The organism is Streptomyces sp. SAI-135, from assembly GCF_029893805.1.
Classification (GTDB): Bacteria; Actinomycetota; Actinomycetes; order Streptomycetales; family Streptomycetaceae; genus Streptomyces.
Genome location: NZ_JARXYP010000002.1, coordinates 8634083 through 8658608, shown reverse-complemented (window position 1 = coordinate 8658608; position 24526 = coordinate 8634083). Strand labels below are relative to the sequence as shown.

General features: G+C 70.4%; 28 protein-coding genes. 14 read left to right on the top strand and 14 right to left on the bottom strand.

Annotated elements, in window-relative coordinates; genetic code table 11:
* Positions 1-55 precede the first annotated feature (55 nt).
* Positions 56-550, top strand: a complete 495-nt coding sequence (locus tag M2163_RS43735; protein ID WP_280847300.1) for a hypothetical protein — start codon at positions 56-58, stop codon at positions 548-550.
* A gap of 71 nt (positions 551-621) precedes the next feature.
* Here the strand turns inward: M2163_RS43735 and M2163_RS43730 are convergent, their stop codons facing one another.
* Entirely contained in the window at positions 622-1146 is a 525-nt protein-coding gene (locus tag M2163_RS43730) for a DUF6584 family protein (RefSeq protein WP_280896851.1), read from the bottom strand.
* Positions 1147-1467: 321 nt separating this feature from the next.
* Between M2163_RS43730 and M2163_RS43725 the strand changes: the two genes are divergently transcribed.
* Together M2163_RS43725 and M2163_RS43720 are read left to right on the top strand one after the other, a co-directional pair.
* Positions 1468-2457, top strand: coding sequence for a hypothetical protein (locus M2163_RS43725; RefSeq protein ID WP_280896850.1), 990 nt, complete (start codon positions 1468-1470; stop codon positions 2455-2457).
* Between the two features lie 130 nt (positions 2458-2587).
* Positions 2588-3055, top strand: a complete 468-nt coding sequence (locus M2163_RS43720) for a hypothetical protein (RefSeq protein WP_280847303.1) — start codon at positions 2588-2590, stop codon at positions 3053-3055.
* Positions 3056-3258: 203 nt separating this feature from the next.
* Here the strand turns inward: M2163_RS43720 and M2163_RS43715 are convergent, their stop codons facing one another.
* From M2163_RS43715 to M2163_RS43695, 5 genes are all read right to left on the bottom strand, one after another.
* Positions 3259-3696, bottom strand: coding sequence for a hypothetical protein (locus tag M2163_RS43715; protein WP_280896849.1), 438 nt, complete (start codon positions 3694-3696; stop codon positions 3259-3261).
* A gap of 53 nt (positions 3697-3749) precedes the next feature.
* On the bottom strand, positions 3750-4496 hold the full coding sequence (locus M2163_RS43710) for a phosphotransferase (RefSeq protein WP_280896848.1): 747 nt from the start codon (positions 4494-4496) through the stop codon (positions 3750-3752).
* A 265-nt stretch (positions 4497-4761) separates the two neighbouring features.
* Positions 4762-5958: an FAD-dependent oxidoreductase gene (locus M2163_RS43705; RefSeq protein ID WP_280896847.1), complete on the bottom strand. Its 1197-nt coding sequence runs from the start codon at positions 5956-5958 to the stop codon at positions 4762-4764.
* Between the two features lie 114 nt (positions 5959-6072).
* On the bottom strand, positions 6073-7020 hold the full coding sequence (locus tag M2163_RS43700) for an RNA polymerase sigma-70 factor (RefSeq protein ID WP_280847307.1): 948 nt from the start codon (positions 7018-7020) through the stop codon (positions 6073-6075).
* Between the two features lie 46 nt (positions 7021-7066).
* Positions 7067-7588 carry a DUF664 domain-containing protein gene (locus M2163_RS43695; protein ID WP_280897414.1) on the bottom strand — a complete coding sequence of 174 codons (522 nt, stop codon included), beginning with the start codon at positions 7586-7588 and terminating at the stop codon, positions 7067-7069.
* A gap of 197 nt (positions 7589-7785) precedes the next feature.
* On the opposite strand from M2163_RS43695, the gene M2163_RS43690 reads away from it, so the two are divergent.
* The 6 genes from M2163_RS43690 to M2163_RS43665 all read left to right on the top strand — a co-directional run bounded on the left by M2163_RS43690 (position 7786) and on the right by M2163_RS43665 (position 11626).
* A complete protein-coding gene (locus M2163_RS43690; RefSeq protein ID WP_280896846.1) occupies positions 7786-8847 on the top strand; it encodes a YihY/virulence factor BrkB family protein in 1062 nt (353 codons plus the stop codon).
* A 225-nt stretch (positions 8848-9072) separates the two neighbouring features.
* Positions 9073-9492, top strand: a complete 420-nt coding sequence (locus tag M2163_RS43685) for a phage holin family protein (protein WP_280896845.1) — start codon at positions 9073-9075, stop codon at positions 9490-9492.
* A complete protein-coding gene (locus M2163_RS43680) occupies positions 9489-9956 on the top strand; it encodes a DUF3618 domain-containing protein (RefSeq protein WP_280847310.1) in 468 nt (155 codons plus the stop codon). The genes M2163_RS43685 and M2163_RS43680 overlap by 4 nt, the downstream gene beginning before the upstream one ends.
* A complete protein-coding gene (locus M2163_RS43675; RefSeq protein WP_280896844.1) occupies positions 9956-10222 on the top strand; it encodes a DUF4235 domain-containing protein in 267 nt (88 codons plus the stop codon). The genes M2163_RS43680 and M2163_RS43675 overlap by 1 nt, the downstream gene beginning before the upstream one ends.
* A 133-nt stretch (positions 10223-10355) precedes the next feature.
* A complete protein-coding gene (locus M2163_RS43670; RefSeq protein WP_280896843.1) occupies positions 10356-10961 on the top strand; it encodes a dihydrofolate reductase family protein in 606 nt (201 codons plus the stop codon).
* Positions 10962-11074: 113 nt separating this feature from the next.
* Positions 11075-11626 carry a carboxymuconolactone decarboxylase family protein gene (locus M2163_RS43665; protein WP_280896842.1) on the top strand — a complete coding sequence of 184 codons (552 nt, stop codon included), beginning with the start codon at positions 11075-11077 and terminating at the stop codon, positions 11624-11626.
* A gap of 197 nt (positions 11627-11823) precedes the next feature.
* Here the strand turns inward: M2163_RS43665 and M2163_RS43660 are convergent, their stop codons facing one another.
* From M2163_RS43660 to M2163_RS43640, 5 genes are all read right to left on the bottom strand, one after another.
* Positions 11824-13542, bottom strand: a complete 1719-nt coding sequence (locus tag M2163_RS43660) for an acyl-CoA dehydrogenase family protein (protein ID WP_280896841.1) — start codon at positions 13540-13542, stop codon at positions 11824-11826.
* A 79-nt stretch (positions 13543-13621) separates the two neighbouring features.
* Complete coding sequence (locus tag M2163_RS43655) at positions 13622-14188, bottom strand: PadR family transcriptional regulator (protein ID WP_280896840.1); 567 nt, start codon at positions 14186-14188, stop codon at positions 13622-13624.
* A gap of 133 nt (positions 14189-14321) precedes the next feature.
* Positions 14322-14945: a histidine phosphatase family protein gene (locus tag M2163_RS43650; RefSeq protein ID WP_280847316.1), complete on the bottom strand. Its 624-nt coding sequence runs from the start codon at positions 14943-14945 to the stop codon at positions 14322-14324.
* A gap of 36 nt (positions 14946-14981) precedes the next feature.
* Positions 14982-15941 (bottom strand): XRE family transcriptional regulator, encoded by a 960-nt coding sequence (locus tag M2163_RS43645; protein ID WP_280896839.1) that lies wholly within the window; start codon positions 15939-15941, stop codon positions 14982-14984.
* The gene (locus M2163_RS43640) at positions 15938-16765 is read right to left on the bottom strand and encodes a peptidoglycan-binding protein (RefSeq protein WP_280897413.1); all 828 of its coding nucleotides are present in this window, start codon (positions 16763-16765) and stop codon (positions 15938-15940) included. Before M2163_RS43640 ends, M2163_RS43645 begins: the two co-directional genes overlap by 4 nt.
* 277 nt (positions 16766-17042) lie before the next feature.
* On the opposite strand from M2163_RS43640, the gene M2163_RS43635 reads away from it, so the two are divergent.
* On the top strand, positions 17043-17489 hold the full coding sequence (locus M2163_RS43635) for a peptidoglycan-binding domain-containing protein (protein ID WP_280847319.1): 447 nt from the start codon (positions 17043-17045) through the stop codon (positions 17487-17489).
* 169 nt (positions 17490-17658) lie between these two features.
* Positions 17659-19302: a peptidoglycan-binding protein gene (locus M2163_RS43630; RefSeq protein WP_280896838.1), complete on the top strand. Its 1644-nt coding sequence runs from the start codon at positions 17659-17661 to the stop codon at positions 19300-19302.
* Between the two features lie 147 nt (positions 19303-19449).
* On the opposite strand, the gene M2163_RS43625 is transcribed toward M2163_RS43630, so the two are convergent.
* Positions 19450-20103 (bottom strand): class I SAM-dependent methyltransferase, encoded by a 654-nt coding sequence (locus M2163_RS43625; RefSeq protein WP_280847321.1) that lies wholly within the window; start codon positions 20101-20103, stop codon positions 19450-19452.
* Between the two features lie 130 nt (positions 20104-20233).
* Entirely contained in the window at positions 20234-21412 is a 1179-nt protein-coding gene (locus tag M2163_RS43620) for a cytochrome P450 (RefSeq protein ID WP_280896837.1), read from the bottom strand.
* Between the two features lie 118 nt (positions 21413-21530).
* On the opposite strand from M2163_RS43620, the gene M2163_RS43615 reads away from it, so the two are divergent.
* The 3 genes from M2163_RS43615 (at position 21531) to M2163_RS43605 (ending at position 23463) form a co-directional block, all read left to right on the top strand.
* Complete coding sequence (locus tag M2163_RS43615; RefSeq protein ID WP_280896836.1) at positions 21531-21926, top strand: GNAT family N-acetyltransferase; 396 nt, start codon at positions 21531-21533, stop codon at positions 21924-21926.
* A 185-nt stretch (positions 21927-22111) separates the two neighbouring features.
* On the top strand, positions 22112-22546 hold the full coding sequence (locus M2163_RS43610) for a hypothetical protein (RefSeq protein ID WP_280847324.1): 435 nt from the start codon (positions 22112-22114) through the stop codon (positions 22544-22546).
* 5 nt (positions 22547-22551) lie between these two features.
* Entirely contained in the window at positions 22552-23463 is a 912-nt protein-coding gene (locus M2163_RS43605) for a hypothetical protein (protein WP_280896835.1), read from the top strand.
* An 82-nt stretch (positions 23464-23545) separates the two neighbouring features.
* Here M2163_RS43605 and M2163_RS43600 read toward each other — a convergent pair whose 3' ends face one another.
* Positions 23546-24466 carry an NADP-dependent oxidoreductase gene (locus M2163_RS43600; protein WP_280896834.1) on the bottom strand — a complete coding sequence of 307 codons (921 nt, stop codon included), beginning with the start codon at positions 24464-24466 and terminating at the stop codon, positions 23546-23548.
* Between the last annotated feature and the right edge of the window lie 60 nt (positions 24467-24526).

Genomic DNA, 24526 nt, shown 5'->3' with positions numbered 1-24526 from the left:
GACCTCGTAGCTTCCGGCCTGAGTTGAAGAACTAAACTCACCAAGGAGATCGATCGTGCCCATGCTCGACGTGTACATTCCCGACGGCGCGCTCCAGCCGGACGCCGAGGCGGCGCTGCTGGACCGCATCACCGAGATCCTCGTCCGCAACGAGGGATTCGACCCCGCCGACCCGGTGAGCCGTTCCGTCTCCTGGCTCTGGCTGCACCGACCGGCCGGCATCTACGTCGGCGGAGAAGCCGCGGACGCACCTCGCTACAAGGTCGTCCCGTCCGTCCCCGAGGGCCAGCTCGACGAGCAGAAGCGTGCGAACGTCATCGCCGAGGTCACCGAGGCGATCCTCGATGCGGAGAACGGCGCCTGGCCGCGTGACCCCGGCCGGATCTGGGTGTTCCCCACCGAGATCCCCGACGGCCACTGGGGCGGCTGGGGCCAGATCAGGCCGCTCGCGAAGATCCTCGCCCGACTCACCGGCGACACCAAGCGGGCCCGTGCGCTCGCTCGTGAGCGGATCGCTGCCAGCCGGGCCGAACACGCCCGCCTGCCCTGATGCGCGACGGACCGGTGAGCAGCCCGGCGCCGAACCTTGCGCGGCGCCCCTCACCGGCCCGGGTACCTGAGTCAGTCGAAGAGAGCAACGACTCCGTTCACCCAGATCGCGAGGAACGCAAGGGTCCCCACCAGGCAGCCGACGCCCGCCAGGACACCGCCGACCGACCACGGCTCGGAGGAGGCCTCGTGCTCCTCCAGGCCGTCCCGGCAGAAGGCGGGGTCGTCCCAGTCGACGGGCTGCCCCAGCTTCTCGGCGCAGGCTGTCCGCACCGCGACCAACTGCCTCTCCGCAAAGACGGTGGCAGCCATGGCCTCGGGGCCGCGCCAGGCGAGGGCCCGCATCCGCCGCCCGGGGGACTCGTACCGCGCCTCGAAGGCAGCGGTCTCGTCGGCGTTGCGGTCTTCTTCCAGGTACATCCAGCGTCCGGCCTCGGCGGCGTCGCCGTAGAGCCGGTACACCTCGGCCAGACGTCGGCGGAGCGTCAGGTCGTACGGGAAGGACGAGACGAGACCGCGCAAACGCTGGCGTGCGACGGGAACCCGGCCGGCGGCCAGGTCCGCATCGACTCGGGCAAGGGTCTCACTCAGGGGCATGAACGCATGATCGGCTACCGCACGGACCGACGTCGACTCGGTTTTGTCGCTGAGCAGCCGCTCGCACCGATGGCACCACCTGAACCTCACTGAGACAGCTCCGCTCAGACCTGAACTGCTCCCCTGCCGACCATCTCCCGCCTGCGCTTCCGCCACCGGAGCAAGACTCTGGGCGTGCAGTGAAGACGGTTCGCGGGTCGGACTCGTATGACCGTCGGAGGGAGGAAAGAAACTCGGTTTGAGGGGCATACGGATGTGTCCTCCCGGGCGTCAACGGCACGTAAGAGCAAGCCAGTTGGACCTCGCACCGGGAGCATGCCGATGAAGCGCACCGACGCCCCACGCCGGACGGTGGTACCGCGTGGACGCAGCACGCGACGCGCGACCACCACCGCGGGCGCGATCGCCGCGCTGGTCTCGCTCGTCCTGACCGGATGCACGGCGGACACGGGCACCGGCCACAGCGCCTCGCCCACCGCGAGGGCCAAGGCCACTACCACGGGCGAGAAGCTCACCTACGCCCAGGATCTGCGGATCTCCGACGCCGAGCAGCACCTGATCACGCTCTGCATGAGGAAGCAGGGTTTCCGCTACTGGGAGGAGAAGCCGCTCAGCCTGGAGGAGAGCCGGCCGATCGGCTACGTCCAGGACGACGTCGACTGGGCGCGCAGCCACGGCTACGGCAGCCGGATCGGCGCGAAGGAAGAGCGCGCCCGACTCCACAACCCCAACATCGCCTACCGCGCGTCCCTTTCCCGTTCCCGCCGGCAGGCCTTCGACATCGCGATGGACGGCGGCCGGGACGCCGTACTGCTGAAGTCGCGGACGCCGTCCGGCGGCACGATCACCAAGCAGTCCGGCGGCTGCGCACGCCAGGCCCAGCAGACGCTGTACGGCGACCCGCAGGCATGGTTCCGCTCCGAAGTGACCGTCAACAACCTGCGCCCCCTGTACGTGAGCAAGTTGCTGCGCGACAAGGAGTTCAAGGGCGCGGTGGCCGCCTGGTCCCGCTGTATGAGCAAGGCGGGCCACCCCTTCCCCGACCCCGACGCGGCACGCCGTTCCACACGCGAGCGCAGCGCGGAGCAGACCAGGGCCGAGGAGGCCAGGTCCTTCGCTGACGAGGCCCGGATCGCGGTCGCCGACGCCACCTGCGCCCGCTCCGTCTCCCTCCGCTCGATCGGCGAGCGGCGCGAGGCCCACTACGTCGGCGAACTGGCCGCGAAGTACGGCGACGCCCTCGACGCCCACCTGCAGATGCAGCGGTACGCCCTCACGCGCGCCGAGCGCATGGTGCCCGCCCGCACCTGATCCGGGCCCCACCCACCCTGACTTCCGTGGCCCCGCGTCACGGACTGACCCCGCGACGACGCTCGCGGATCGTCACCCCACCTATCCCGCCCACGCCTCCCACGAGGCGTAAGCAGAACAGGAATTCGTCATGCGCAAGCTGACCGTCTCCCTCGCCACCCTCGGCCTCGCGGCCCTCGGCATCGCCATCCCGGCCACCGCCCACGCCGGCCCCGGCTGCAACGCCAACTGGAACGCGCACGGCCGCGACGGCAACGTCCGCGCCTGGGACGGCACCGACTGCGGCGGCGAACTCCTCGGCGTCACGCCCGGCAACGACCCCGAGTGGGGCGACGGCGCCGGCCCCTTCCAGGGCACCGACGTGAACCGCGCCTCGTCCGTCATGAACAGCGGGTTCGTCGGGGGCAAGGACGTCGTGGCCTTCTACTGGCTCTCGAACTACAACGACACCTCGTACGGCTGCCTCCTGCCGGGCGAGAAGTACGTGGACGACCTCAGCCGGAACCACTACACCAACAACGTGAACATGAACAACAGCATCGAGTCGCACGCCTGGGTGACCTCGACCGCCTGCGCCCCGGGCTCCTTCATCAGCTGAAGCACCTTGCACCAGCCATCACACTGTGTCCGGTCACAGCCCGTCGGCATCGCGCCGGCGGGCCGTGCCGGTTTCGGCCCACCCGGGGTACACCTCCGTCAGGCGCCGCCCTGGTGCAGGAGCGCCATGACATCGCCGGACGCGACGGTCTGCTCTCCTTCCGGCGGACGGACGGCGACAACTCTTCTGCACAACTGGGCATTTCACCGCTCCGATCCAACTTCTTCGCCCAGCAGTGCGGCGAGCCGAACGGCGGTCTTCTCTCCTGCCCGCTGCCTGATCAGGCCCTCTTTGGCGGCTGCACGGAGCCAGATCTCGGTGCTGTCCTCAGCGGCCTTGAGCACGCGCGCGGTCACCACCACCGGATTCAGGCCGCCGGCCCCTCCGCCCACCACAACACGGATCGTCTCCTCCTCGCCGGTGCCGGCCGACGCGGTTTCGACCGCACGGCCCGCGCTGCCGAGCACATGGGAGACACGTTTCACGACAGCGTCGAACGGCAAGGGAGCGACCAGGTCGATCTCATGGACGTCCTTTCTCAAGAGCTTGGCCACCACTCGGACCAAGCCACCGCTCCCCCCGCTCACCGCACCAAGAGCAGCGAGCTCCTCGGCCAAGATCTGGTCTTCGCTCCGCTCCACGAATCTCCCCTCACCGCTGGACACCCCCACCGATCATCGCCGCCCGCACAGCCTCACATCCGGGCTTTCAGCACATCGACCTCACAGCCCGGTGCGAAGGGGTCGAAGCCGTGCTCGACGAGCCACCTGATCGCCAGCAGGCTTCGCAACGACCACCACGCGCGGATCACGTCGAGGTCGACGTCGGTGCCGTAGCCGACGAGGACCTCGCCGAGGCGCTCCTCGTGTCCGAGGGTCAGGACGGCGAGGTCGAACAGGGCATCACCCGGGCCGGCCTCGGACCAGTCGATGACGCCGCTGACCTCGTCGTCGTCATCGACGAACATGTGCGTGATCTGCAGGTCCCCGTGTGTGAACCTCGGCGTCCAGGGCCGGAGCGCGGCCTCGGCGACCTGGCGGTTGCGGGTGACGAGGTCGGCGGGCAGAGCGCCGTTCGTCATGAGCCACTCGCACTCGCGGTCGAGCTCGGCGGTCAACTCGTCGAGGTTCCTTCCCCGGGCGGGCCAGGGCGGCAGCGGCGCGTCGTGCAGCGTCCGGATGGCGGCGCCCGCCGCGGCCCAGGCTTGCGCTGACGCGGTCGACGGTTCGCCGAGACAGCCGAGTGCCGTCCCCGGGACCGCCGCAATCGCGAGCGCGGGCGGCTTGCGCCACAGGACCTCAGGGGTCGGAACCGGTGCCAGGGCCATCGCCGCGACCTCGACGTCGAGGCGCTCCTGATCGGCGTCGACCTTCAGGAACACGTCCCCGACGCGCAGGGTCGCGCGCTCGGAATGGGCCACGACGACTTCGACCTCGTCCATGGGCGCCCAGTATCCCGGGGACGGCCGTCGGCGTCGCGGGATTTGTCGCGTGCGGTCGCGCGGCCGAGGGCGGTCCCACCACTCGGCGTCCCGGCACGTGACAGCGACCGCCGGGCAGAGTCCTCAGGTACGGGTCGCAGCGTGAGAACGCGTCGAAGCCGAGGTTCTCGGTGCCTGTGCGTGGCTGCGACGCGGTCGCCGCGCGGCGCGGAGGACACCGGGGCGTTCCGGGTCTTCCGAGTCGCGCGGCAACGCGTTTCGTGCCTCACGCCGTCACCTGTGCCGCCGCCTGCGACACCTCGCGGCTCGACACCACCCGCCGCCGCCGCGCCGGCGCGCCCAGCGTCGGGTTGGCCACGCCCCACGCCGCGCCCCGGCAGACCACTTCCTTGTAGCGGGCCGCCAAGCGGCCGGTGAGGGCCCGGTCCACGGCCTGGTCGCCGGCGGTGACGAACTGGATCAGGCCGTCCTTGCGGCCGAGGGAGACGCACTGGTTGAAGTAGCGCAGCGGGGCCTTCGGCAGCTTGCCGCCGGTCAGACGGGCCGCGAGGGAGTCGGCGGCCTGCCAGGCCATCGGGGTGCCCGAGGCGCAGGACATGCGCAGTGGCTTGTCCCCGACACCCAGGGCGTAGCCGGCGTCGCCGATCGCGTACACGTCCGGGTGCGAGACCGATCGCATCGTCGCGTCGACCACGATGCGGCCGTCGTCCGCGAGTTCGAGGCTGGTGGACGCGGCCAGCGGGTGTACGGCGAAGCCTGTCGTCCAGACGGTGGTCGCCGCCGGGAAGGTCCGGCCGTCCGCGGTCAGGACCCGGTCCGCCTCGACCGCTGTCACCTCGGCGCCCTCGTGCACGGTGATGCCGAGCCGGTCGACGACCTTGCGCAGGTGCGCACGGCCCTTCGCGGAGAGCCAGTCGCCGAGTCCGCCGCGCGCGGCAAGGGCGATGTCGAGGTCCGGGCGGGCCTCGGCCACCTCCGTCGCGAACTCCAGGCCGGTCAGTCCGCCTCCTACGACGAGGACCGTCTCGCCCTGTGCCATGGAGGCCAGGCGCTCGCGCAGCCGGAGCGCGCCGGGGCGGCTCGCGATCTGGTGCGCGTGCTCGGTGACGCCGGGGACACCGTGGTCGTTCCCGGCGCTGCCGAGGGCGTAGACGAGGGTGTCGTACGGGAGTTCCGCCGTGCTCTCCGCGCTCTGCACCGTGACCGACTTGGCGTCCACGTCGATCGACGTGACCTTGGCGAGCTTCACCTCTACGCCCGTGCCGGCGAACATCTCCGCGAGCGGGCGGGGCTTGAGCTCCTGGCCCACGGCCAGTTGGTGCATCCGGACCCGCTCGACGAAGTCGGGCTCGGCGTTGACGAGGGTGATGGTGACGTCCTCGCGGCGCAGCCGCTTGGCGAGGCGGCCTGCCGCGATCGCTCCGGAATAGCCGGCGCCGAGGACGATGATCCGGTGCTGCATTCGCTTACTCCTGTCCGCACGGTTCCGGTGCCTTCTGGCCCGGTCACGCCCCTTGAACCGGACAGCACACGGATCCATGACAGAAGGAGGGAGTGACCTGCGTCACACGGCGGATCAGAGGGCTCCGGTCACCACCGGAGGGCCGAAATCGCCTGCCGCCCAGCGCTGGGTCGCGCGCTCCAGCTTGTCCGGGTTGACCTGGCTGCGCACCGCGACGACGCCGTCCTCCGTCCGCTCCAGGCACATGATGCCGAAGACCCGCCCGTCGACCACCGCGAGGACCGCGGGGCCGCCGTTGGCCGTGGTGGCGTAGAGATCGGGTGAACCACCGGCCAGTTCCCGCTTGGCCGGGGCGGGCTTGAACAGGCCGCGCAGGAACTTGGCCACCGCGAGTGCGCCCTCGACGGCACTGGCCCGCGCCGGCACCTTTCCGCCGCCGTCGCCGACCACGACGGCGTCCGACGTGAGCAGCTTGATCAAGGGCTCGGTCTCACCGCTGGTCGCCGCGGCGAGGAACTCCTCCACGATCCGGCGTGCGGCCGCCGCGTCGATCTCGGCCCGTGCCCTGCCGTGCGCCACATGCTTCTTCGCACGATGGAAGATCTGCTGGCTGGCCGCCTCGGTCAGATCCAGCATCTCCGCGATCTCCCGGTGGGAGTACGCGAACGCCTCGCGCAGCACATACACCGCGCGCTCGTTCGGCGAGAGCCGTTCCAGCAGGACCATCACGGCGTAGGACACCGACTCGCGCTGCTCGGCCGTCTCCGCCGGGCCCAGCATCGGGTCCCCTTCGAGCAGTGGTTCGGGCAGCCACTGGCCGACATAGGTCTCGCGGCGCGCGCGGCCGGACGAGAGCTGGTTGAGGCAGAGGTTGGTGAGCACCTTGGTCAGCCAGGCCTCCGGCACCTCGATGCGGGCGATGTCGGCGGCCTGCCAGCGCAGATAGGTCTCCTGCACGATGTCCTGCGCCTCACTCGACGAGCCCAGCATCCGGTAGGCGATGGCCTCCAGACGCGGCCTGGCCGCCTCGAACCGGTCTACGTCGCTGAGAGTCAGGGCCATGCGGTGATCCTATCCAGGGGCGGCGGTTTCGCGGCCACCAGGGTTTTCAGGTCAGGACCATCCAGCGGCGGCCGTCGATCAACTCCCGTGCCGCGTCGAGGTGTCCGGCGTGGCACGCGGTCTCGGTGATGACGTGCAGCAGGACGTCGCGCAGGGTGTGCAGATGCGGCTCGCCGAACAGGTCGTGGGGCCACCAGGCCGGCGCGGCCTCGGCAGCGGTGGCGGTGATGACGGCATCGGCGAGTGCCGTCTCCTTCCGGTACAGGTCGAGCACCTCGACGGCCGGCACCTCCGGGGCCACCTTCCACGCCTCGTCACCGCTGGTCAGGCCGCGAACGACCTCCTCGTCCCCCGCGACGACCGCACGGAACCAGAACCGCTCCACGTCCAGCGCCAGGTGCTGGACCAGTCCCAGGCAGTGCCAGCCGGAAGGCAGCACGGGCCGTCGCAGATCGTTGGCGTCGAGTCCCTCGAGGATGCCGAGAACGTGGCGCCGCTGCCCGTCCAGGACCCGAAGGAGCGCCCTGACCTCATCGCCCACCGCGGTGTCGCTCAACTTGTCGGTCACAGTCACCCAGAATCCCTCAATCTCCTGTTGCGCGCAGGGAGTTGACGGTGCTCGATCACCGGACCGGCAGCCGGCGGTCTGCTGGTGCCGGGTGGGTCAGTGGGAGCCCCCCGCGGGCCGCCCCTCCCTCATTCAAAAAGAAGCATTTTGTCCGTTAAGCGAGGTATAAGAAAACCGTCCCCGGCTACCCGCACGGCATGGTACGGACACTGAAACGGCATGGAAGGCACGGCGGGCACAGCGCGGCGGACCAGGAGGTCGAGGCCGGGCGGGGGAGGAGTGTCGGACCGGACGAAGAGGTGGAGCGGCAGTCACCGGACACCCCGACTGACCTGCCCAAACGCTCCTGGGGGATGGTGCTGAAAGGCACCCTCAAAGAGTTCAAGCGGGACGAGCTGACCGACCGGGCCGCGGCGCTCACCTACTACGGGATCCTGGCGCTGTTCCCGGCCCTGCTGGCGTTGATCTCGATGCTGGGGATCGCCGGCCGGTCGGCCACGCAGCAGGTACTCGACAACATCCAGAAACTCGCTCCGGGCGCGGCGCGCGACGTCCTGAGCAACGCCGTCAAGCAGATGCAGGGCCAGGCAGGGATCGGATCGATCATGGCGATCGTGGGCCTGGTGCTCGCGGTGTGGTCGGCCTCCGGCTACGTCGCCGCGTTCATCCGCAGCGCGAACGCGGTCTACGACATCCCCGAGGGCCGTCCGGCATGGAAGGTGCTGCCGGTCCGGTTCGGTGTGACGGTGGTGCTGATGGTCCTGGCCGTGATCAGTGCCCTGATCGTCGTCTTCACCGGCGGCCTGGCACAGCAGGTCGGCACCGCGCTGGGCCTCGGGGACACGTTCCTGACCGTGTGGTCGATCGCCAAGTGGCCGGTGCTCGTGCTCCTGGTGACGATCATGATCGCGATCCTGTACTGGGCGACGCCGAACGCCAAGGTCCGGGGCTTCCGCTGGATCACACCGGGCAGTCTGCTGGCCCTGGTCATCTGGATGATCGCCTCCGCCGCCTTCGCGCTGTACGTGGCGAACTTCGCCTCGTACAACAAGACCTACGGCACGTTCGCCGGCGTGATCATCTTCCTGGTGTGGCTGTGGATCACGAACCTGGCGATCCTGCTCGGCCTGGAGTTCGACGCCGAGATGCACCGACAGCGAGTCGTCGCGGGCGGCCACCCGGCCGGACAGGAGCCCTACGTCGAGCCCCGCGACACCCGCAAGTGGGACGAGGACGACCGTCGCCGCTTTGAATCATGAGCCGCCTTGAATCATGAAGTGCCCGCACAGCGGTACCCCTGCTCGCCGACGCCGCCCGGCCGCGTGTGACCGGGCCGGCGCAGCCACCGCGAGAGGGATCGCGCTCGTCGAGCCGACGACGAACGCATCACCGGGCCACTTCGACCTCGACACATGACGCACCAACCGACACCGAACATCGCAGGACGAATCCACCGGACGCCGACGAAGGACAGGTGAGCACCCATGACAGCAGAAGGCTCCCCCCGCACCGGCGGCGCGGCGCAGGAACCGGTCGGCGAGCTGGTGCAGCGCGCCTCCCAGCAGCTGTCGCAGCTGGTCCGTGACGAGATGCGGCTGGCGCAGGCTGAGATGACCCAGAAGGGCAAGCGGTTCGGCAAGGGCGGCGGCCTGTTCGGCGGCGCCGGACTGATGGGTGTCCTCACCCTGCAGGCACTGGTGGCCACCGCGATAGCGGCGCTCTCGCTCGTCATGGACGTGTGGGCGGCCGCCCTGATCGTCACCGGGGTCCTGGCCGTCGTCACCGCAGTGATGGCGGCGCTGGGCAAGCAGCAGGTCGGCAAGGCGTCCCCTCCGACGCCGGAACGCACGATGGACAGCGTCAGGGCCGATGTGACCGAGATCAAGGAGAAGGCACAGCGATGACCAAGGACAAGCCGAAGACCGGCGACGAGGGAACTCCCTCCCCGGAGGAACTGAGCGAACAGGTGGAGGCGACCCGCCAGGAACTCGGCGAGACCGTCGAGGCACTCGCGGCCAGGGCCGATGTGAAGACCCGGGCCCAGGAGAAGACGACCGCCGTCAGGCAGCAGGTCACGCAGAAGACGACCCAGGTCAGGACGCAGCTGCGGGACAAGGCGACGCACGCCGCCCACGTGGTGCACGACAGGACCCCCCAGCCGGTGCGCGACAAGGCCGCCGCCGCTACCGGACAGGTGCGCGAACGGGCAGCGCATGCCTCCCAGCTCGCCCGGGAGAAGGCTCCTGCGCCCGTGCGCGACAAGGCCGGCCAGGGCATGAACGCGGCGCGGGCCAACAGCACCCCGCTGCTCGTCACGGCGGGCGCGCTCATCGCGGTGCTGCTCATCCGCCGCTACAGGAGGCATTGATGCAGGCGTCCAAGCTCGCCTACAAGCCGGTCGGCATGGCCATGGGCGCCGTCAGCGGCGTGGTGGCCGGCGCGGTGTTCAAGCAGGTGTGGAAGAAACTCGGGCATGAGGAGGACGCCCCCGACGCCACCGACGAGAAGCGGGCCTGGCGTGAGGTCCTGACCGCGGCCGTTCTGCAGGGCGCGATCTTCGCCGGGGTCAAAGCGGCCGTGGACCGCGGGGGCGCGACCGCCACCCGCCGGCTGACCGGCACGTGGCCCGGCTGACCACGCGACAGGAGCAGCTCCGCGCCGCTGCGCCGTCGCCGATGGGGTTCCGCGACGAGTTTTCCGCGCCGAGTCTTCCGCGATGAGTTTTCGGTGATCGCCCCGTCTACCCCTTCGACGAAGGGAGCGCACCATGCGCAAGATCATCGTTTGCACGTTTCTGACCCTGGACGGGGTCATGCAGGCACCGGGCGGTCCGGACGAGGACCCCGAGAGCGGTTTCGAGCACGGCGGCTGGCAGAAGCCGGTCAGCGACGAGGAGGTCGGCGCCGCCATCGCCGAGTGGTACGAGCCTTCGGACGCGATGCTGCTCGGCCGCAAGACGTACGACATCTTCGCGTCGTACTGGCCGACCGCGGATCCCGCCAACCCGTTCACCGACCGGATGAACAGCATGCACAAGTACGTGGCCTCGCGGACTCTGACGTCCGTCGAGTGGCAGAACTCCACACTGCTGGAGGGCGACACCGTCGAGGCCGTACGCGCGCTGAAGACGTCGGACGGGGGCGACATCAACGTCGTGGGCAGCGGCGACCTCGCGCAGACCCTGATGCGGCACGACCTCGTCGACGAGTACCGGCTGACCATCCATCCGGTGATCATCGGCACCGGCAAGCGGCTGTTCGCCGACGGAGCGATCCCCGCCGCCCTGGAGCCGGTCAGCGTCTCGACGACGAAGAACGGCACGGTCGTCGGCGTCTACCGGCCCAACGGCAGGCCGGGATACGACAGTTACTAGTACACCGGCCTGCTGCCGGCGCATGGCGATCGCTTTGCCTCACCTGGTGTTCGACCCGGGCCCCGTGGGGATTCCCGTCCTGTGCAGTCCATTGCCCAGCGAACGGAGCCGACATGGAGTACCCGGACCTTTCCGCACTGCCCGCCGAACTGCAGGAGGACGTGACCGCTCGCGGTTCGCTCAACGTGTTCCGGATGCTGATGCACTCCCCCGCGCTGGCGCCCGGCGTGCTGGCGCTGGGGGACGCCGTCCTGCGGCAGAACTCGTTGCCGGACCCGCTGCGTGAGCTGGCCATCGTGCGGGTCGGCCATGTCTACAAGGCCGCGTACGAGGTTCACCATCACGAGAACCTCGCCCGTCTGGTCGGACTCGGCCAGGAGGCGATCGCCGCCGCCGCGACCGGTTCCCCCGAGGGCCTGTCCGGTGCCGAGGCCGCCGTCCTCGCCGCGACCGACCGACTGCTCGCCCGGCACACCCTCGACGAGGCCGAACGCAAGGAACTACTGGCGTTCCTGACGGTGAACCAGCTCGCCGATCTGGTCATCACCGTCGGCTTCTACCAACTGATCTGCGACTTCCTCAACACCTTCGAGGTGACGACCGCGGACGAGCCGGCGCCGCCGTACGGCGAGGCACCTGCTGCCGGGAGCGACGAGGGACGGTGAGCAAGGCCGGCGACACCCTCGGCGCCATCAAGGCCCGCATGTACGGTCCGGTTCTGGCCGCCCCGCGCGCCACCACGAAGCCGCTCGGCTGAGTCGGAAGCCCCACGAGGACACGGGGCCCGGGAACGGCTCACACCGGCGTCACCGCTCCCGGGTGCCCCGACCGCCGCTGCTCGACGGCCCCGTGGAGCGGGCTGTCACGGCGCCATCTCGTACGCCCCGGACAGTGCCTCGACACGCTGCCAGACACGGCCCGAACGCGCTTCGTCGACGACGGGCCGCCGGACGGCACCGAGTGCCCAGCGCTGCTGGTCCGCGGTGGCGGAGTCCTTGCCGTGCAGTTCGACGGCGAAGGCGGAGAAGTCGCGGACGAGGACGGCGAACAGCTCGTCGAGCACGTCCTCGTCGAGGTCGGTCAGACGGGCCTGTTCCAGGATCAACTGTCCGTGCACCACCAGCGCGAACAACTGGCCGACGGCGAGCAGCAGGTCGAGGTCGCGGCTCTGCTCCTCGTCAGGGGCCGCGGTGGCGACGAACTCGCACAGGGCGTCGGCCTGTTCGCGGAAGCGGGCGACGTTCGGCACCCCGGCGTACGCGTCGTAGGCGGGACGCCAGTCGTGGAAGCGCACGGAGCCGAGGCCGCGGGCCGGTCCCTGCTCGAAGAGGAAGGTGTCGTCGGCCGCGTCGAGCCGGGTGGGCACGGCCGCGAACTCGGCCGGGTTCAGGAGGTGGTTGCGCATGAACTTCAGGATCAGCGCGAGGTTGACGTGCACGGTGCCCTCGAGCTTGGGCAGCCCCCGGATCTCGACGGCGGCCTGTGCGAAGTAGGTGTCCTTCTCGAAGCCCTTGGCGGCGATCACGTCCCACATGAGGTCGATGACCTTCTCGCCTTCCGTGGTCACCTTCATCTTCGTCATCGGATTGAACAGCAGATAGCGGCGGTCCTCCGGGGAGGCCGAGCGGAAGTAGTCGACGGCCCGGTCGCTGAACAGCTTCATGCCGACGAGCCGGACGTAGGCGTCAGCAAGCTCCCGGCGCACGTGCGGGAAGGCGGTCACGGGGCGGCCGTACAGGATGCGCTGGTGCGCGTGGCTCACCGCCTCGTACATCGCGTGCTCGCAGATGCCGATCGACGCGGTGCAGAGGTTGAACTTGCCGACGTTGACGGTGTTGAGGGCCGCGTCGAAGGCAGCGCGGCCCGTGTGCAGGACGTCGTCCGGGCCCACGGGGTAGTCGTCGAGGCGGAACTCGCTGACGTACTTGGAGGAGTCGACGACGTTCTTGACGAGCCGGTACGCCGGGTGGCGGCTGTCGGCGGCGAAGAAGACGTAGCCGTCCGGGCCCTCGATGTCGGTGCGCCGGCCGAAGACCGAGACGAGTCCGGCCGCGTTGCCGTTGCCGATGTAGTACTTGGAACCCGTCGCCCGGAAGCCGCCCTCGGCGTCCGGGGTGAGCAGCATGTCGGTGGAGTAGATGTCGGCGCCGTGGGTCTTCTCGGAGAGACCGAAGGCGAACACCTCGCCCTGGGACAGGAGTTGTGCCGCACGGGCGCGGGCGGCGGCGTTGTCGCTCTGCCACACCGGCCCGAGACCGAGGATGGTCACCTGCCACGCGTACCAGTAGTCGAGACCGTAGAACCCGAAGATCTCGTTGAGGGCCGCGATCCGGGCCGTGTCCCAGCGCTGGTCGTCGAGTTCCCCGGCGGACGACGGGGTGAGGAAGGTGGCGAACAGCCTTTCCTTGGCCGCGAACGCGAGGAAGTCGGCCAGCCAGGCACGGGAACGGTAGTCCTCGATGAGCCGGCGCTTGCCGCGCTCCTCGAACCAGTCGACGGTGGCCCGCAGCAGCCTGCGCGTCTCGGGGTCGAAGTGCGCGGGGTCGTACGTGCGCGGGTTGAACAGGAGGGAGTCGGCCATGGAGGTCCGCCTTCCGGGGGTTGAGGGTGAAGGGGCGGTGCTGGAGGTCGCTGAGCGCGGGTGTGGTCGGACCGGCGGTTCAGGCGTGCGGCTGTGACGTACCGAGCCGCCGGAGGGTGGCGAGCACGTCGTCGAGCCAGGCGATCGTCATCCGCTCGTACGCGATGCCGCCGCGCAGCACGACGTGTTGCAGCTCTTGGCCGGCGTCGAGCGGGGCGGGGGCCGCGGGTCCGGTGAAGTCGCGCTTTTCCCCGGCCAGATAGTGCGCGAGCCGGTCGCTGTGCACCTGACGGTGCCGCTCGACCTCGCGAACGAGCTGGGACGGGTCGTCGAAGGCCGCGCCCCGGATCTTCACGGCGAGGTCGTGCCGCAGGCTCTCGGGTTCGATCGACTCGTGCAGCCACTGTGAGAGGGCGGCACGGCCCGGGCCCGTGACGGAGTACTCCTTCTTGTCCGGTCGGCCCTGCTGCGGCAGCTCACGGACCGCGAGCAGGCCGTCGTTCTCCATGCGCCGAAGGACGCGGTAGATCTGCTGGTGGGTGGCGGTCCAGAAGTATCCGATGGACCGTTCGAACCGCCGGGCCAGCTCATACCCGGAGCCCGGTTTCTCCAGCAGGGAGACGAGGATCGCGTGCTCGAGCGCCATGCCGCGATCCTGCTATGCAACTCGTTGCATAGCCAAGGGGTGCCGCCCAGATGAGACAGGGCTCACGCACCGCGAACAGACACGGCTGGGTTCCCCCTCCCTGGGTCGCCGTCGTGTCCGGTTGGGGGCGCCTTCAGATCCGCAGTTCGGGGGGAAAGCCCGTCCAGCGCAGCTCGGCCGGGAGATGCCGCATGTCGTTGGAGACGAGGACGGAGGCGGGGCGGCCGGGCGAGTAGCGGATGACCGTGAGTGCCGCGTTGCAGAAGTTGAGACCGAGCCAACGCCACTTCGGCGCATGCATGGCGTCCCGGACGGCCCAGGCGACCAGGAAGTTGTGGGTGACGACAAGTTCGTGCCGGTCCTCTTCACCGTCCACCGCCCCGGTGAACAGATCCAGCGCCTGACGGGCCAGCGCGGGTCCGTGCTTCCGTTCCTCGTCGGTGGCACCGGAGAGGAAGCGGAGGTAGAAGTCCGCTGACTCGGCCGGGAGTTCGTCCCGTCCCGGCAGGTGGGGCACGTAGTCACCGGCGGCTTCCGAGGCGTGCACAGGGACGTCCTTCAGCTGGTCGCCGATCAGGCGTGCGGTCTGCTCCGCCCGCGGCAGGGGACCGTGGTGCACAGCTGCGAAGGGGACGTCCCGGAGGCGTTGGCCCAGCAGTGCGGCCTGGCGCCGGCCGACCTCCGTCAGCCCGCTCTCGTCCGGTGATGCCTCGCCGTGCCGGACGAGATAGAGGTAACGGGTGGCCCTGCCGGTCATGTCAAGCCCCTGTGCATCCACTGGCGATCTCGTGCGTCAATGTACGGCTGCCCCGTCGGTGACCTGGGCCTCGAAGCATTCCTCGTGGCCGCCGCCCGCGGGGCTGAAGCAGGCCCGCACGGGCGTCCCGGGGCCGACCACGCTCATGAGGGTGTGCACGTAGGTCTCCGCCTCGTGGCGGGTGGTGACCCGGGCGCTGTGGCGAGAGCCATGTCGGCCTCCGACGCGCAACTCGACCCGGTCCCTGATGACCGTTCCCCACATGCGGGCCCAACTGGCCCCGCACTCCTGGCTGTAGCGGATCTGGACCCAGGCGCCGGAAGCGGTCTCGTGTTCGGCGAGGGTCAACGGCTCCGCACCGCACCGCATCGCAATCGGGTCCTTGTCCTGACAGGCCGTGTGCCGGCAGAGGGCTCCGGTGACCGGGGAAGGCGCGGGCGGCGCCGCCTCCTCGCGGTGCGTCGGGGGAAGGTGGGTGAGGACGAGCGCGCCGAGCACGACAGCGCAGGCCGACAGGAGGGCGGCGGCGACGTTCACGTGCCGGTGGTGGCCGGCGGATGTGTCCACGCCGTCGGTGCCGCTCGGGCCGGGAGCGGTCGGGAGGGCGCCGGCCGGAACGGTGTGTGCCGCAGCCGTCTCGCCGACGGCACTGTCGGTCGCGACGGTGACCGTGCCCGCGCCCCGTACGCCCGCGTCGGGGGCCCTGCGCTGCCGGACCGGTGTCCCCCGTGCGGGCCCGCTGTCCTCCGTCCGCTCCGTGCGGGCGATGTCCAGGAGTGCCAGCGCATGGTCTGCGGGTTCGTCGGCGAGGCGGCACAGCTCCTTGACCGCGCTGCGCGGTGGCAGGCTCTTGCCGTTCAGGTACCGCTCCCAGGACGACTTGCTGTAGGTGCTCGCGTTCGCGAGCTGTGCGAGGCTCAGTCCGGTTCGCCGCCTCAACTGCTGCAGTACGGCGGCCAGTCGGGCGCCCGGCGGTGAGGGTGCGCCGGCAGTCATCCGCGCAGGGCCTTCCAGGAACGCGGTCCCAGCATGCCGTCGACGGTGAGGCCCGCGCGCTCCTGGAACGTCTTGACCGCCCGCAGCGTCAGCGGACCGAACATGCCGTCGATCCCGCCGGGTGAGATGCCGGCCCGGCGCAGCAGACACTGCGCCTCGGCGACGTCGGCGCCGCCGGCCCCGTAGCCGATCTCGGTGTCGCGCCCCTTGTTGATGCCGGCGGACCAGCGGCCGTCGACCCGTGCGATGCGGCAGGTGTAGGAGGGCGGCGGGGAGGCCGCGGTGGTGCGGGGAGAGGCGGTGACGGCCGCCTGGCTGACGTCGTCGTCGAGGCGCAGCATGAGCAGCAGGGCCGCCGACAGGGCTACGGCCAGGGCGGCGATGCCCGCTGTCAACGCGAGGTGCGGGAAGCGGCCGGGAGCCGGTTCGGGTTCGGGTGTCCGGGGTGGCGTGCGTGCGGCCGGTGCGGCGAGTGCCCCGTCGTCCGGGGGCGTCGGAGGCTCCTGCGTCCGTTCGCCCTGCTCGTCCCGGCTCTGTGCGGAGGCTCCCGCCCGGCGCCCGTCCCAGGAGTCGGCGGCGACCTCGTGCAGGGCGAGCAGCGGGACGGGGTCGGTGCCGGTGATCCGGGCGAGCGCCTCCACCGCCTCACGCGAGGGCAGCGACGTGCCACCCAGGTACCGCTCCCACGACTTGGCGCTGTAGCCGGTCTTGGCCGCGAGCTGTCGCATCGTCAGCTCGCTGTGGTCCTTCAACCGGCGTAAGCGGGTCGCCAACTCACGTGCGCTGGGGTCGAGTTCCGCGGGCAGCGGCTTGGAGCGCGGCAATGTTTCCCCCACAGCGGTCGTCAGCATGGTCGTGTGCGTGAGCAGCGGTCCCCTCCGCTGCTGCGCATTCTGCATGAGCCCGCCACATCTGTCACAGGTGTCCCGCATCACCGTCCCGGCGGACACTGTTCCCGCAGGTCAGCGGGGCGGTCGTCCCGTAAGACCGTCACTTGGGGCGCAGCCGTGGCCGTCGCGGGCGGGGCCCGGCACCTTGGTCTCGCCACCTGGCCCGCTCGGCGTGGACAGGGGCACGACCCCACGAATGAAAGAGGAACGCATGCGACCGAACGCTCTGGGCAGGACCATCGCCGGCGTCATCGCCGTTGTCGGCCTCGCGGCCGGCAGTGTGGCGACCGCGGGTACCAGCTTCGCGGCGACCGCGGGCTCCACCGGGACGACGGCGGTCGCCCAGCCCGCTGCCGTGGCCGCGACGCAGAACTTCGGTCTGACCTCGGCCGAGGCCAAGAACGTCCAGAACTTCCTCGCCGACTACTGGGGCTACACGGGCGCCATCGACGGTCAGCTGGGCACCAACAGCTGGAAGGCCTTCCAGCGCTGCCTCGCCACGTACTGGGGCTACACCGGCGCCATCGACGGGGACCCGGGCACCAACACCATCAAGGCGCTGCAGCGTCTGCTGAAGGACGACTACGGCTACACGGGCGAGATCGACGGCATCGCCGGTCCGGGCACCCGGGCGGCGTTCAAGCGCTTCGCCGCCTGACCGAACGACCCGACCGGTAAGACCCAGCCGGTACGAACCGGTGACCGGTTCGGTCGTCGTACGACCGACCGCGGCCCGTCCTTGCCCGGCAAGGACGGGCCGCGGCTCGTGTCCTCGCCCCCCCGCCGGGATCACCCCCGCTCGCCCCGAGAAGGAGAACCTCGCCGCCATGGGAAGACTCGCGTTCCTCGCCCGCGCCGAAGACAGCAACCCACCGCCTCCGGCCGTGCCCCGCACCGGACCGGGATGGCGGATCCGCGTCGGGACGTTCGCCGCCACCGCGGCGATGGTCTCGGCCGGCATCGTCCTCGGCGCCGGCCCGGCGTCGGCGGCACCGGCCCCGATCCGGCTGACGTCCGCGTCCTGCCCCAACGAGATCGTGCAGGGCCAGAGCAGCGGCTGTGTCACCGAGTTGCAGAGTCTGCTCAACGCGCACGGCGCCGGTCTGACGGTGGACGGGCAGTTCGGCCCGGCCACCCTCTACGCGGTCCGTGAGTACCAGGCCGCCACCGCGATCGCGGTGGACGGGCGGGTGGGCCCCGCGACCAAGAGCAAGCTGTACGCGACCGGCGGCTCGGCGCCCGCCCCCGTCAACCTGAACTCCTCCTCCTGCCCCGCGAACCTCGTCCAGGGCGCGAAGGGCGGCTGCGTCACCGAGCTCCAGCGGCTGCTCATCCACCACGGGTACACGGTCGACGTGGACGGCGACTTCGGCGCCGGAACCGCAGCCGCCGTCCGCAGCTTCCAGTCCGCGCGCGGTCTCACCGTCGACGGCCAGGTCGGCACGAACACCAAGCGGGCGCTGTACGACACCGACGAGTCTCCGTCGACGGGCCTGGACCTGAGGTCGGCGTCGTGCCCGGAGAACATCGTCGAGGGGCAGAGCGGCGGCTGTGTCGCCACACTGCAGTCCCTGCTGAACGGCAAGGGGCAGAGCCTCGCCGTCGACGGCAGCTTCGGCCCGCAGACGCTGGCCGCCGTGAAGGCGTTCCAGTCCGCGAGCGGCCTCACCGCCGACGGCCAGGTCGGCCCGAACACCAAGGCCGCCCTGTACGCGAACATCGGCGGTGGCGGCGGCAACGGCGCACCCGCGCCGATCAACCTGAACTCCGCCTCCTGCCCGAACGAGATCGTGCAGGGGCAGCGCAGCGGCTGTGTCACCGAGTTGCAGAGCCTGCTCAACCACCATGGCGCCGATCTCGCCGTCGACGGCGACTTCGGCCCGCTCACCGACAGTGCCGTCAGGGACTTCCAGGCCGAGAAGGGCCTCTCGGTCGACGGCCACGTGGGTCCGAACACCAAGTCCGCCCTGTACGGCGCGGTCACCCCGCCCTCGTCGCCCCCGCCCGGCGGCGGGTACGCCAAGATCCTCGACGTGGCGGCCGCCGAGGCCGGCACGGTCGAGGGCAGCGCCCGCGCGAACAGCTACGGCGCCTCCGTGGGCCTTTCGCTGTCCACCAGCAACTACGCCTGGTGCGCGGCCTTCGTGAGCTGGGTGGCCCAGCAGACCGGAGCGAGCTCCTACCGCAACTCCTATGTCTCCGGCTGGGTCAAGCAGGCGCGCGCCGGCAACTACCACCTGTCCGTGACGACCAGCCCGCAGCCGGGCGACATCGTGGCCTTCGACTGGGACGGCGGAAGCGACTTCACCGGCGGCAACGAGCACATAGGCATCGTGCGGACGGTGTCCGGGGCGTCCTTCACCACTGTCGAGGGCAACACCAGCAACCCGAACGGCGGCAGCGACGGCGTGTACGTCAAGTCCCGCGCCACGAACAGCAGTTACGACGTGGTCTTCATCCGCGTCCGCTGAACCGCCGAACCGCCGGGGTCCTGGGAGACGCGCCCGCACGCACCGACGCTCCCGGGACTCCGACACCGGCGACAGCGTCCGTACGACAGTCCGCAGCCCGGGCTCCGACGGGGCCCGGGCCGCAGTGCCGCAGGGGCGCAGGGGCGTTCAGCCCTCCGTCCGACGGGCCAGCAGGACCGAGTCGTCGGCCTCCACAGGTCCGGTGTCCCGCTTGAGCGTCCGGGTGCGCTGCTCCACGACGACGGGCTCGAAACCGTCCGGCAGGCCGGGGAGAAGTTCCTCGGCCAGGAACATGGCCTTGCGGTGGCTCTCCGACAGGTGCGTGAACTCATGGGACGGAGCGTGCCCGACCACCAGGAGCAGCCCGCCCGGAGCCACGGCCGCTGCGAGGCGGCGGGTCACGTCGACCATGCCGCCGTCCGGGGCGTGGAGGTAGTGGCTGGTGACCAGGTCGTAGGAGCGGTCCCCGGCCTCGAAAGCACGGGCGTCCACCTGCCACCAGTCGACACGGTCGGCCACCCCGGCCTGCTCGGCGTGGCGGGCGGCACGGGCCAGGCCCTCGGCGGAGAAGTCGGCCCCGGTCACCCGCCAGCCCTGCCCGGCCAGCCAGACCACGTCGCCGCCCTCCCCGCACCCCACGTCGAGCGCCGTGCCGGGGGTGAGCTCACCGGCGGTGGTCACGAGCTGCGGATTGGGCTCGCCGCTCCAGAACCGCTCCTGCCCCGCGTACCGCTCGTCCCAGGCCGCAGGCTCGAACATCTCGGCTGCCGCCTGCTCTCCGTGCTGGTGGTGTCCTGACACCGGATGCCTCCCGTTTCTGCTGATACTGTGTCGCGCCGTCCCTCTGGGCACGTTGTCGATGGTGCTCCGACCTGCGCCGATCTGCACGGAAAGTTGCCGGACCGGCAAATACCGTGCCGGCCGCAGTCGGCTAGACCGTGACGGGAAGCGCGGAGAGCCCGCGAACGAGACGGGTGCGCCGCCATTGCAGCCGTTCGGCCGGCTCGGCGAGCCGGATGCCGGGGAACCGGGTCAGCACCGCGCGCAGGGCGATCTCCGCCTCGGCCTTCGCCAGGGGTGCGCCGACACAGCGGTGGATACCGTGGCCGAAGGCGAGATGGCCGGCGGCGTCCCGGTCCAGGTCGAGCAGGTCCGGCGACGGGAAGCGCCCGGGGTCGCGGTTGGCCGCGCCGAGAGCGACCAGCACCGGGATGCCGGGCGGAATGCCGACACCGCCGAGGGTGATCGCCTCCGTGGTGAAGCGGAAGGTGGCGGTACTGACGGGGGAATCGAACCGGAGCAGCTCGTCCAGCACGGCCGGGATGTCGTCCGGGTTCCCGCGCAGACGCTCCAGTTGGCCAGGTCGCTGGAGCAGGGCCAGGGTGGCGTTGCCCAGGAAGTGGGTGGTGGTCTCGTGTCCGGCGACGAGCAGCAGCACCGCCAGGGAGACCAGTTCCTCCTCGCTCAGCCGCTCCCCTCCGTCGCGAGCCGCGATGAGCCCGTCGAGGAGACTGTCACCGGGGTCCCGTCGCTTGGCGGCCACGAGGCCCGTCATGTAGTCGGCCAGGTCGTGCGAGGCCGCGTCGATGACGTCGGGCCTGCCTGCCGCGAACAGCTCTCCCGACCAGCGCTGGACGTCGGGCCGGTCCTTCCCCGGCACCCCGAGCAGCTCGCAGATCACGATGACCGGCAGCGGCACCGCCAGGGCGGACACGAAGTCGAACCGCTCACCGGCCGGCCACCGGTCCAGCAGTTCCCCGGTGACCTGCGCGATGAACGGCCGCAGCCGCAGGACCGCCCCGGCCGTGAACGCCTTCGTCACCAGTTTGCGCAGCCGGGTGTGCCGGGGTGGGTCGCAGGCCAGCATGGTGTGCGCCACCGCGGGGTGCAGACGACGCCGGGACTCCTTGCCCGCGAAGAAGGCGGCCGTGTCCTTGGAGAGCCGGGGGTCGCCCAGGGCCGCCCTGGCTTCCGCGTAGCCGGTGACCAGGTAACCGGGGCGTCCGCCCGACTCCGTGGGCAGGGCCTGCACGGGGCATCTGGCCCGCAGGGCCGCCAAGGCGGGATAGGGGTCCTGGAGGAAGCGGGGGTCCTGAGTCGGGTCGGTCATGCTGCCAGGCTCCAACGGACTCGCGCCCGCCGTCGCCGCCGACACGCCCAACGCGAGCCGTGCACAGGCCAGTTACCGCAACCGCCGTCGGATGTGGCACGGACCTTACGATCGAGGGGTGACGATCGAGTACGAGTGGCGGGGCGCCTTCGACAACGCGGACCTCAACGCACTGCACGCGGACGGCTTCGGCCACCCGATCGCGCAGACCGACTGGCGAGCCCGACTCGAGGGTCACAGCCTCGGCTGGGTCTGCGCCCGGGAAGCCGGCGTGCTGATCGGCTTCGTGAACATCGTCTGGGACGGCGGAGTTCACGCCTTCCTCCTGGACACGGTGGTCGCCCAGCGCCTGCGGGGAAAGGGTGTCGGCTCCGCACTGGTCGCCACCGCGGCCCGTGAGGCTCGTGCCGCGAAGTGCCAGTGGCTCCACGTCGACTTCGAGGAGCACCTGCGTCCGTTCTACTTCGACGCCTGCGGCTTCAGGGAGACGGCGGCCGGTCTGATCGCCCTCTGACGCCGCAGGGGCTCGGCAGCGAGGGACATCGTCCGACATAGCCCCCGATGTCCATCGGTCAGCAAGTGCCACAGCAGCAATTCCCAATACCCCTACGGATCAAGGGTTGTTACGATCATCCGGCTCGCGCGGCGAGGAATTACGCCGCCGCTCCAATCGTGTATGACCAACACGGGAGATATGCCATGCGTTTGAGCCGGACGTTCGCTTCGCTCGGTGTGACCGCCACCGCCACCGCGGGTCTGGTACTCGGAGTGGCCCCGCAGTCGAATGCCGACGCGGGACTCACCTGTCCCGATTCCCAGACCTACTGCATGCGATTCCACTACAACACCGGTTATGCCGGTTCCCGTACCGTGTTCCGCGGCTTCGACCACTACAGCCTGAACGGCTACACGTTCCTCGGTGACGGCGCCGGAAAGGGCCAGCCCGTCAAGAACAACGCGGCCTCCGCGGTCAACATGGCCCCGTACAACCTGGTGATCTACTTCAACAGCAACCTCCAGGGCGCCTGCGACTCCCTCCCGGAGTTCGGGACGGCGTACCAACTGAAGAACACGTACAACAACAACGCCTCCTTCGGGTACGGCCGCGCCGACAACACCTGCTACAAGTTCTGATCCACGTGCGACGCCTGGCACCCATGTGCCTGGCCCTGGCCGCCGCCCTGCTCGGCTGCTCCTCCGGGAGCGGTCCGGGCACGGGCGGCGCCCCGGCCGGGCCCTCCGAGACTGCCGTCACATCCGACGGCCCTGCGGCAAAACCGCAGGTCACGTTCGCCGACCGGCTGCCCATCGCCCGCTACAGCTACACCGCTGACGAGGCCGCCGTCATCGAGTCCGCGCAGCAGGTCCTGACCAAGCGCTGTCTGCGCACCTTCGGCATCACGTACAAGCCCGTGAAGCCGGAGGACGACACCTCCCCGTCCGCCGATCGCCGCTACGGACTGTCCAGCGCGAGCGAGGCGGCACGCCTCGGCTACCACCCCGACATCGGCCCCCTGCCGGCGGGTCCCGACCTTCCCGAGGACGCCCTGCGGGTGTTCTACGGAAACCGCGGCGCGGAACCCGGCACTGCCGAAAAGGTCGTCTACAAAGGCAGAGAAGTACCGAGCAACGGCTGCTTCGGCCATTCGGTGGCGCAACTGGCGAAGAAGTACGACGCCCCGGAAGCGGCAGAGGTCGCCCGCGTCATCTCCACGCAGAGCTACAAGGATTCGCTCACCGATCCCTCGGTGATGGATGCATTCCGGAACTGGTCGGCGTGTATGCGGAGTTCAGGATTCCGATACACGACCCCGCTCGAACCGGCGAACAACAAGGAATTCCAGGGAAAGGACATCTCCGCGAAGGAGAAAGAGACCGCGCGGGCGGATGTCCGCTGCAAGGGGAATACCGACCTGCTCGACATCTGGTTCAAAGCCGAATCAGCCCTGCAGAAGGCGGAAATCGACAAGAACTCCAAGACCCTGCAGGAGCTCCTGACCGCCCACCGCCAGAAGACGGAGGCGGCACGCCGGATCGTCGCGGAGGGCTAGAGCTGTGCCTGGGACGCCGCAGCCCCCCCTTCCCGTGCACACCGAGCGGTCGGGGCTGCTCGGTGTGCCCGCCCTGGCGCCCTCAGTCCTCCGCCACGCGAATGATCGTGCGGCCGGGGACACGCTCGCGTGACGCGAAGGCCTCGGGTGCCTCGGTAAGCGGTCGTACCGCGCCCACGCGTACCCGCAGCCGTCCGTCCCGCACGCGCCGGGCCAGGTCGGCGAGGCGGACGCGGTCGGGTTCGACCACGAAGAACACGGCTCGACCGTCGGCGGGGCGCACGGTGGGCTGGTGAGCGATGCTGACGAGGGTGCCACCGGGTCGTACGAGGGCGGCCGAGCGGTCGAGGACGTCGCCGCCGATGACGTCGAACACGACGTCGACCCGGCCCGCCTCATCCCACTTGTCGGCTTCCAGGTCCAGGAACGTGTGCGCGCCCAGCTCGAGGACCGTGTCCCGGTCGGCGGCGCGTCCCGTGCCGACCACGCGCGCGCCCACTTCGTGCGCGAGCTGGACGGCGATCGAGCCGACGCCGCCGGCGGCACCGTGAACCAGGACGGTCTGGCCGGTGGTGAGGCGGGCGTGGTCGAACAGGCCCTGCCAGGCGGTCAGTCCGGAGATCGGCAGGGCGGCGGCCGCCGTGTGGTCGATGTCGGCGGGGAGCGGGGCGAGGTTACGGGCCTCCACGGCGACGTACTCGGCGAGCGAGCCGTCGCGGGTCCAGTCGGCCAGCCCGAAGACGCGCTGCCCGATGGTGAGGCCGGTCGTTCCGTACCCGAGTTCCGTCACCACCCCCGAGACCTCGTGGCCGGGCACGCTCGGGGTGCGGTCGCGGCCGGCCCGGTCGGTCCAGGTCGCGGGCCAGTCGAGCTCGCCCCGGGTGAAGCCCGCGGCGTGCACGCGCAGGATGACGTCGTTCTCGGAGGCGTGGGGAGGGGGAAGCTCTTCGAGGGTCAGCCCCGTGACTCCGGCCTCGCGGTTCCGGACGGTTATGGCTCGCACGGGTGTTCCTTTCTCGATGCAGGGTGGGTGAGATTCGGGACGTCGGCCGACGTCGGTGTG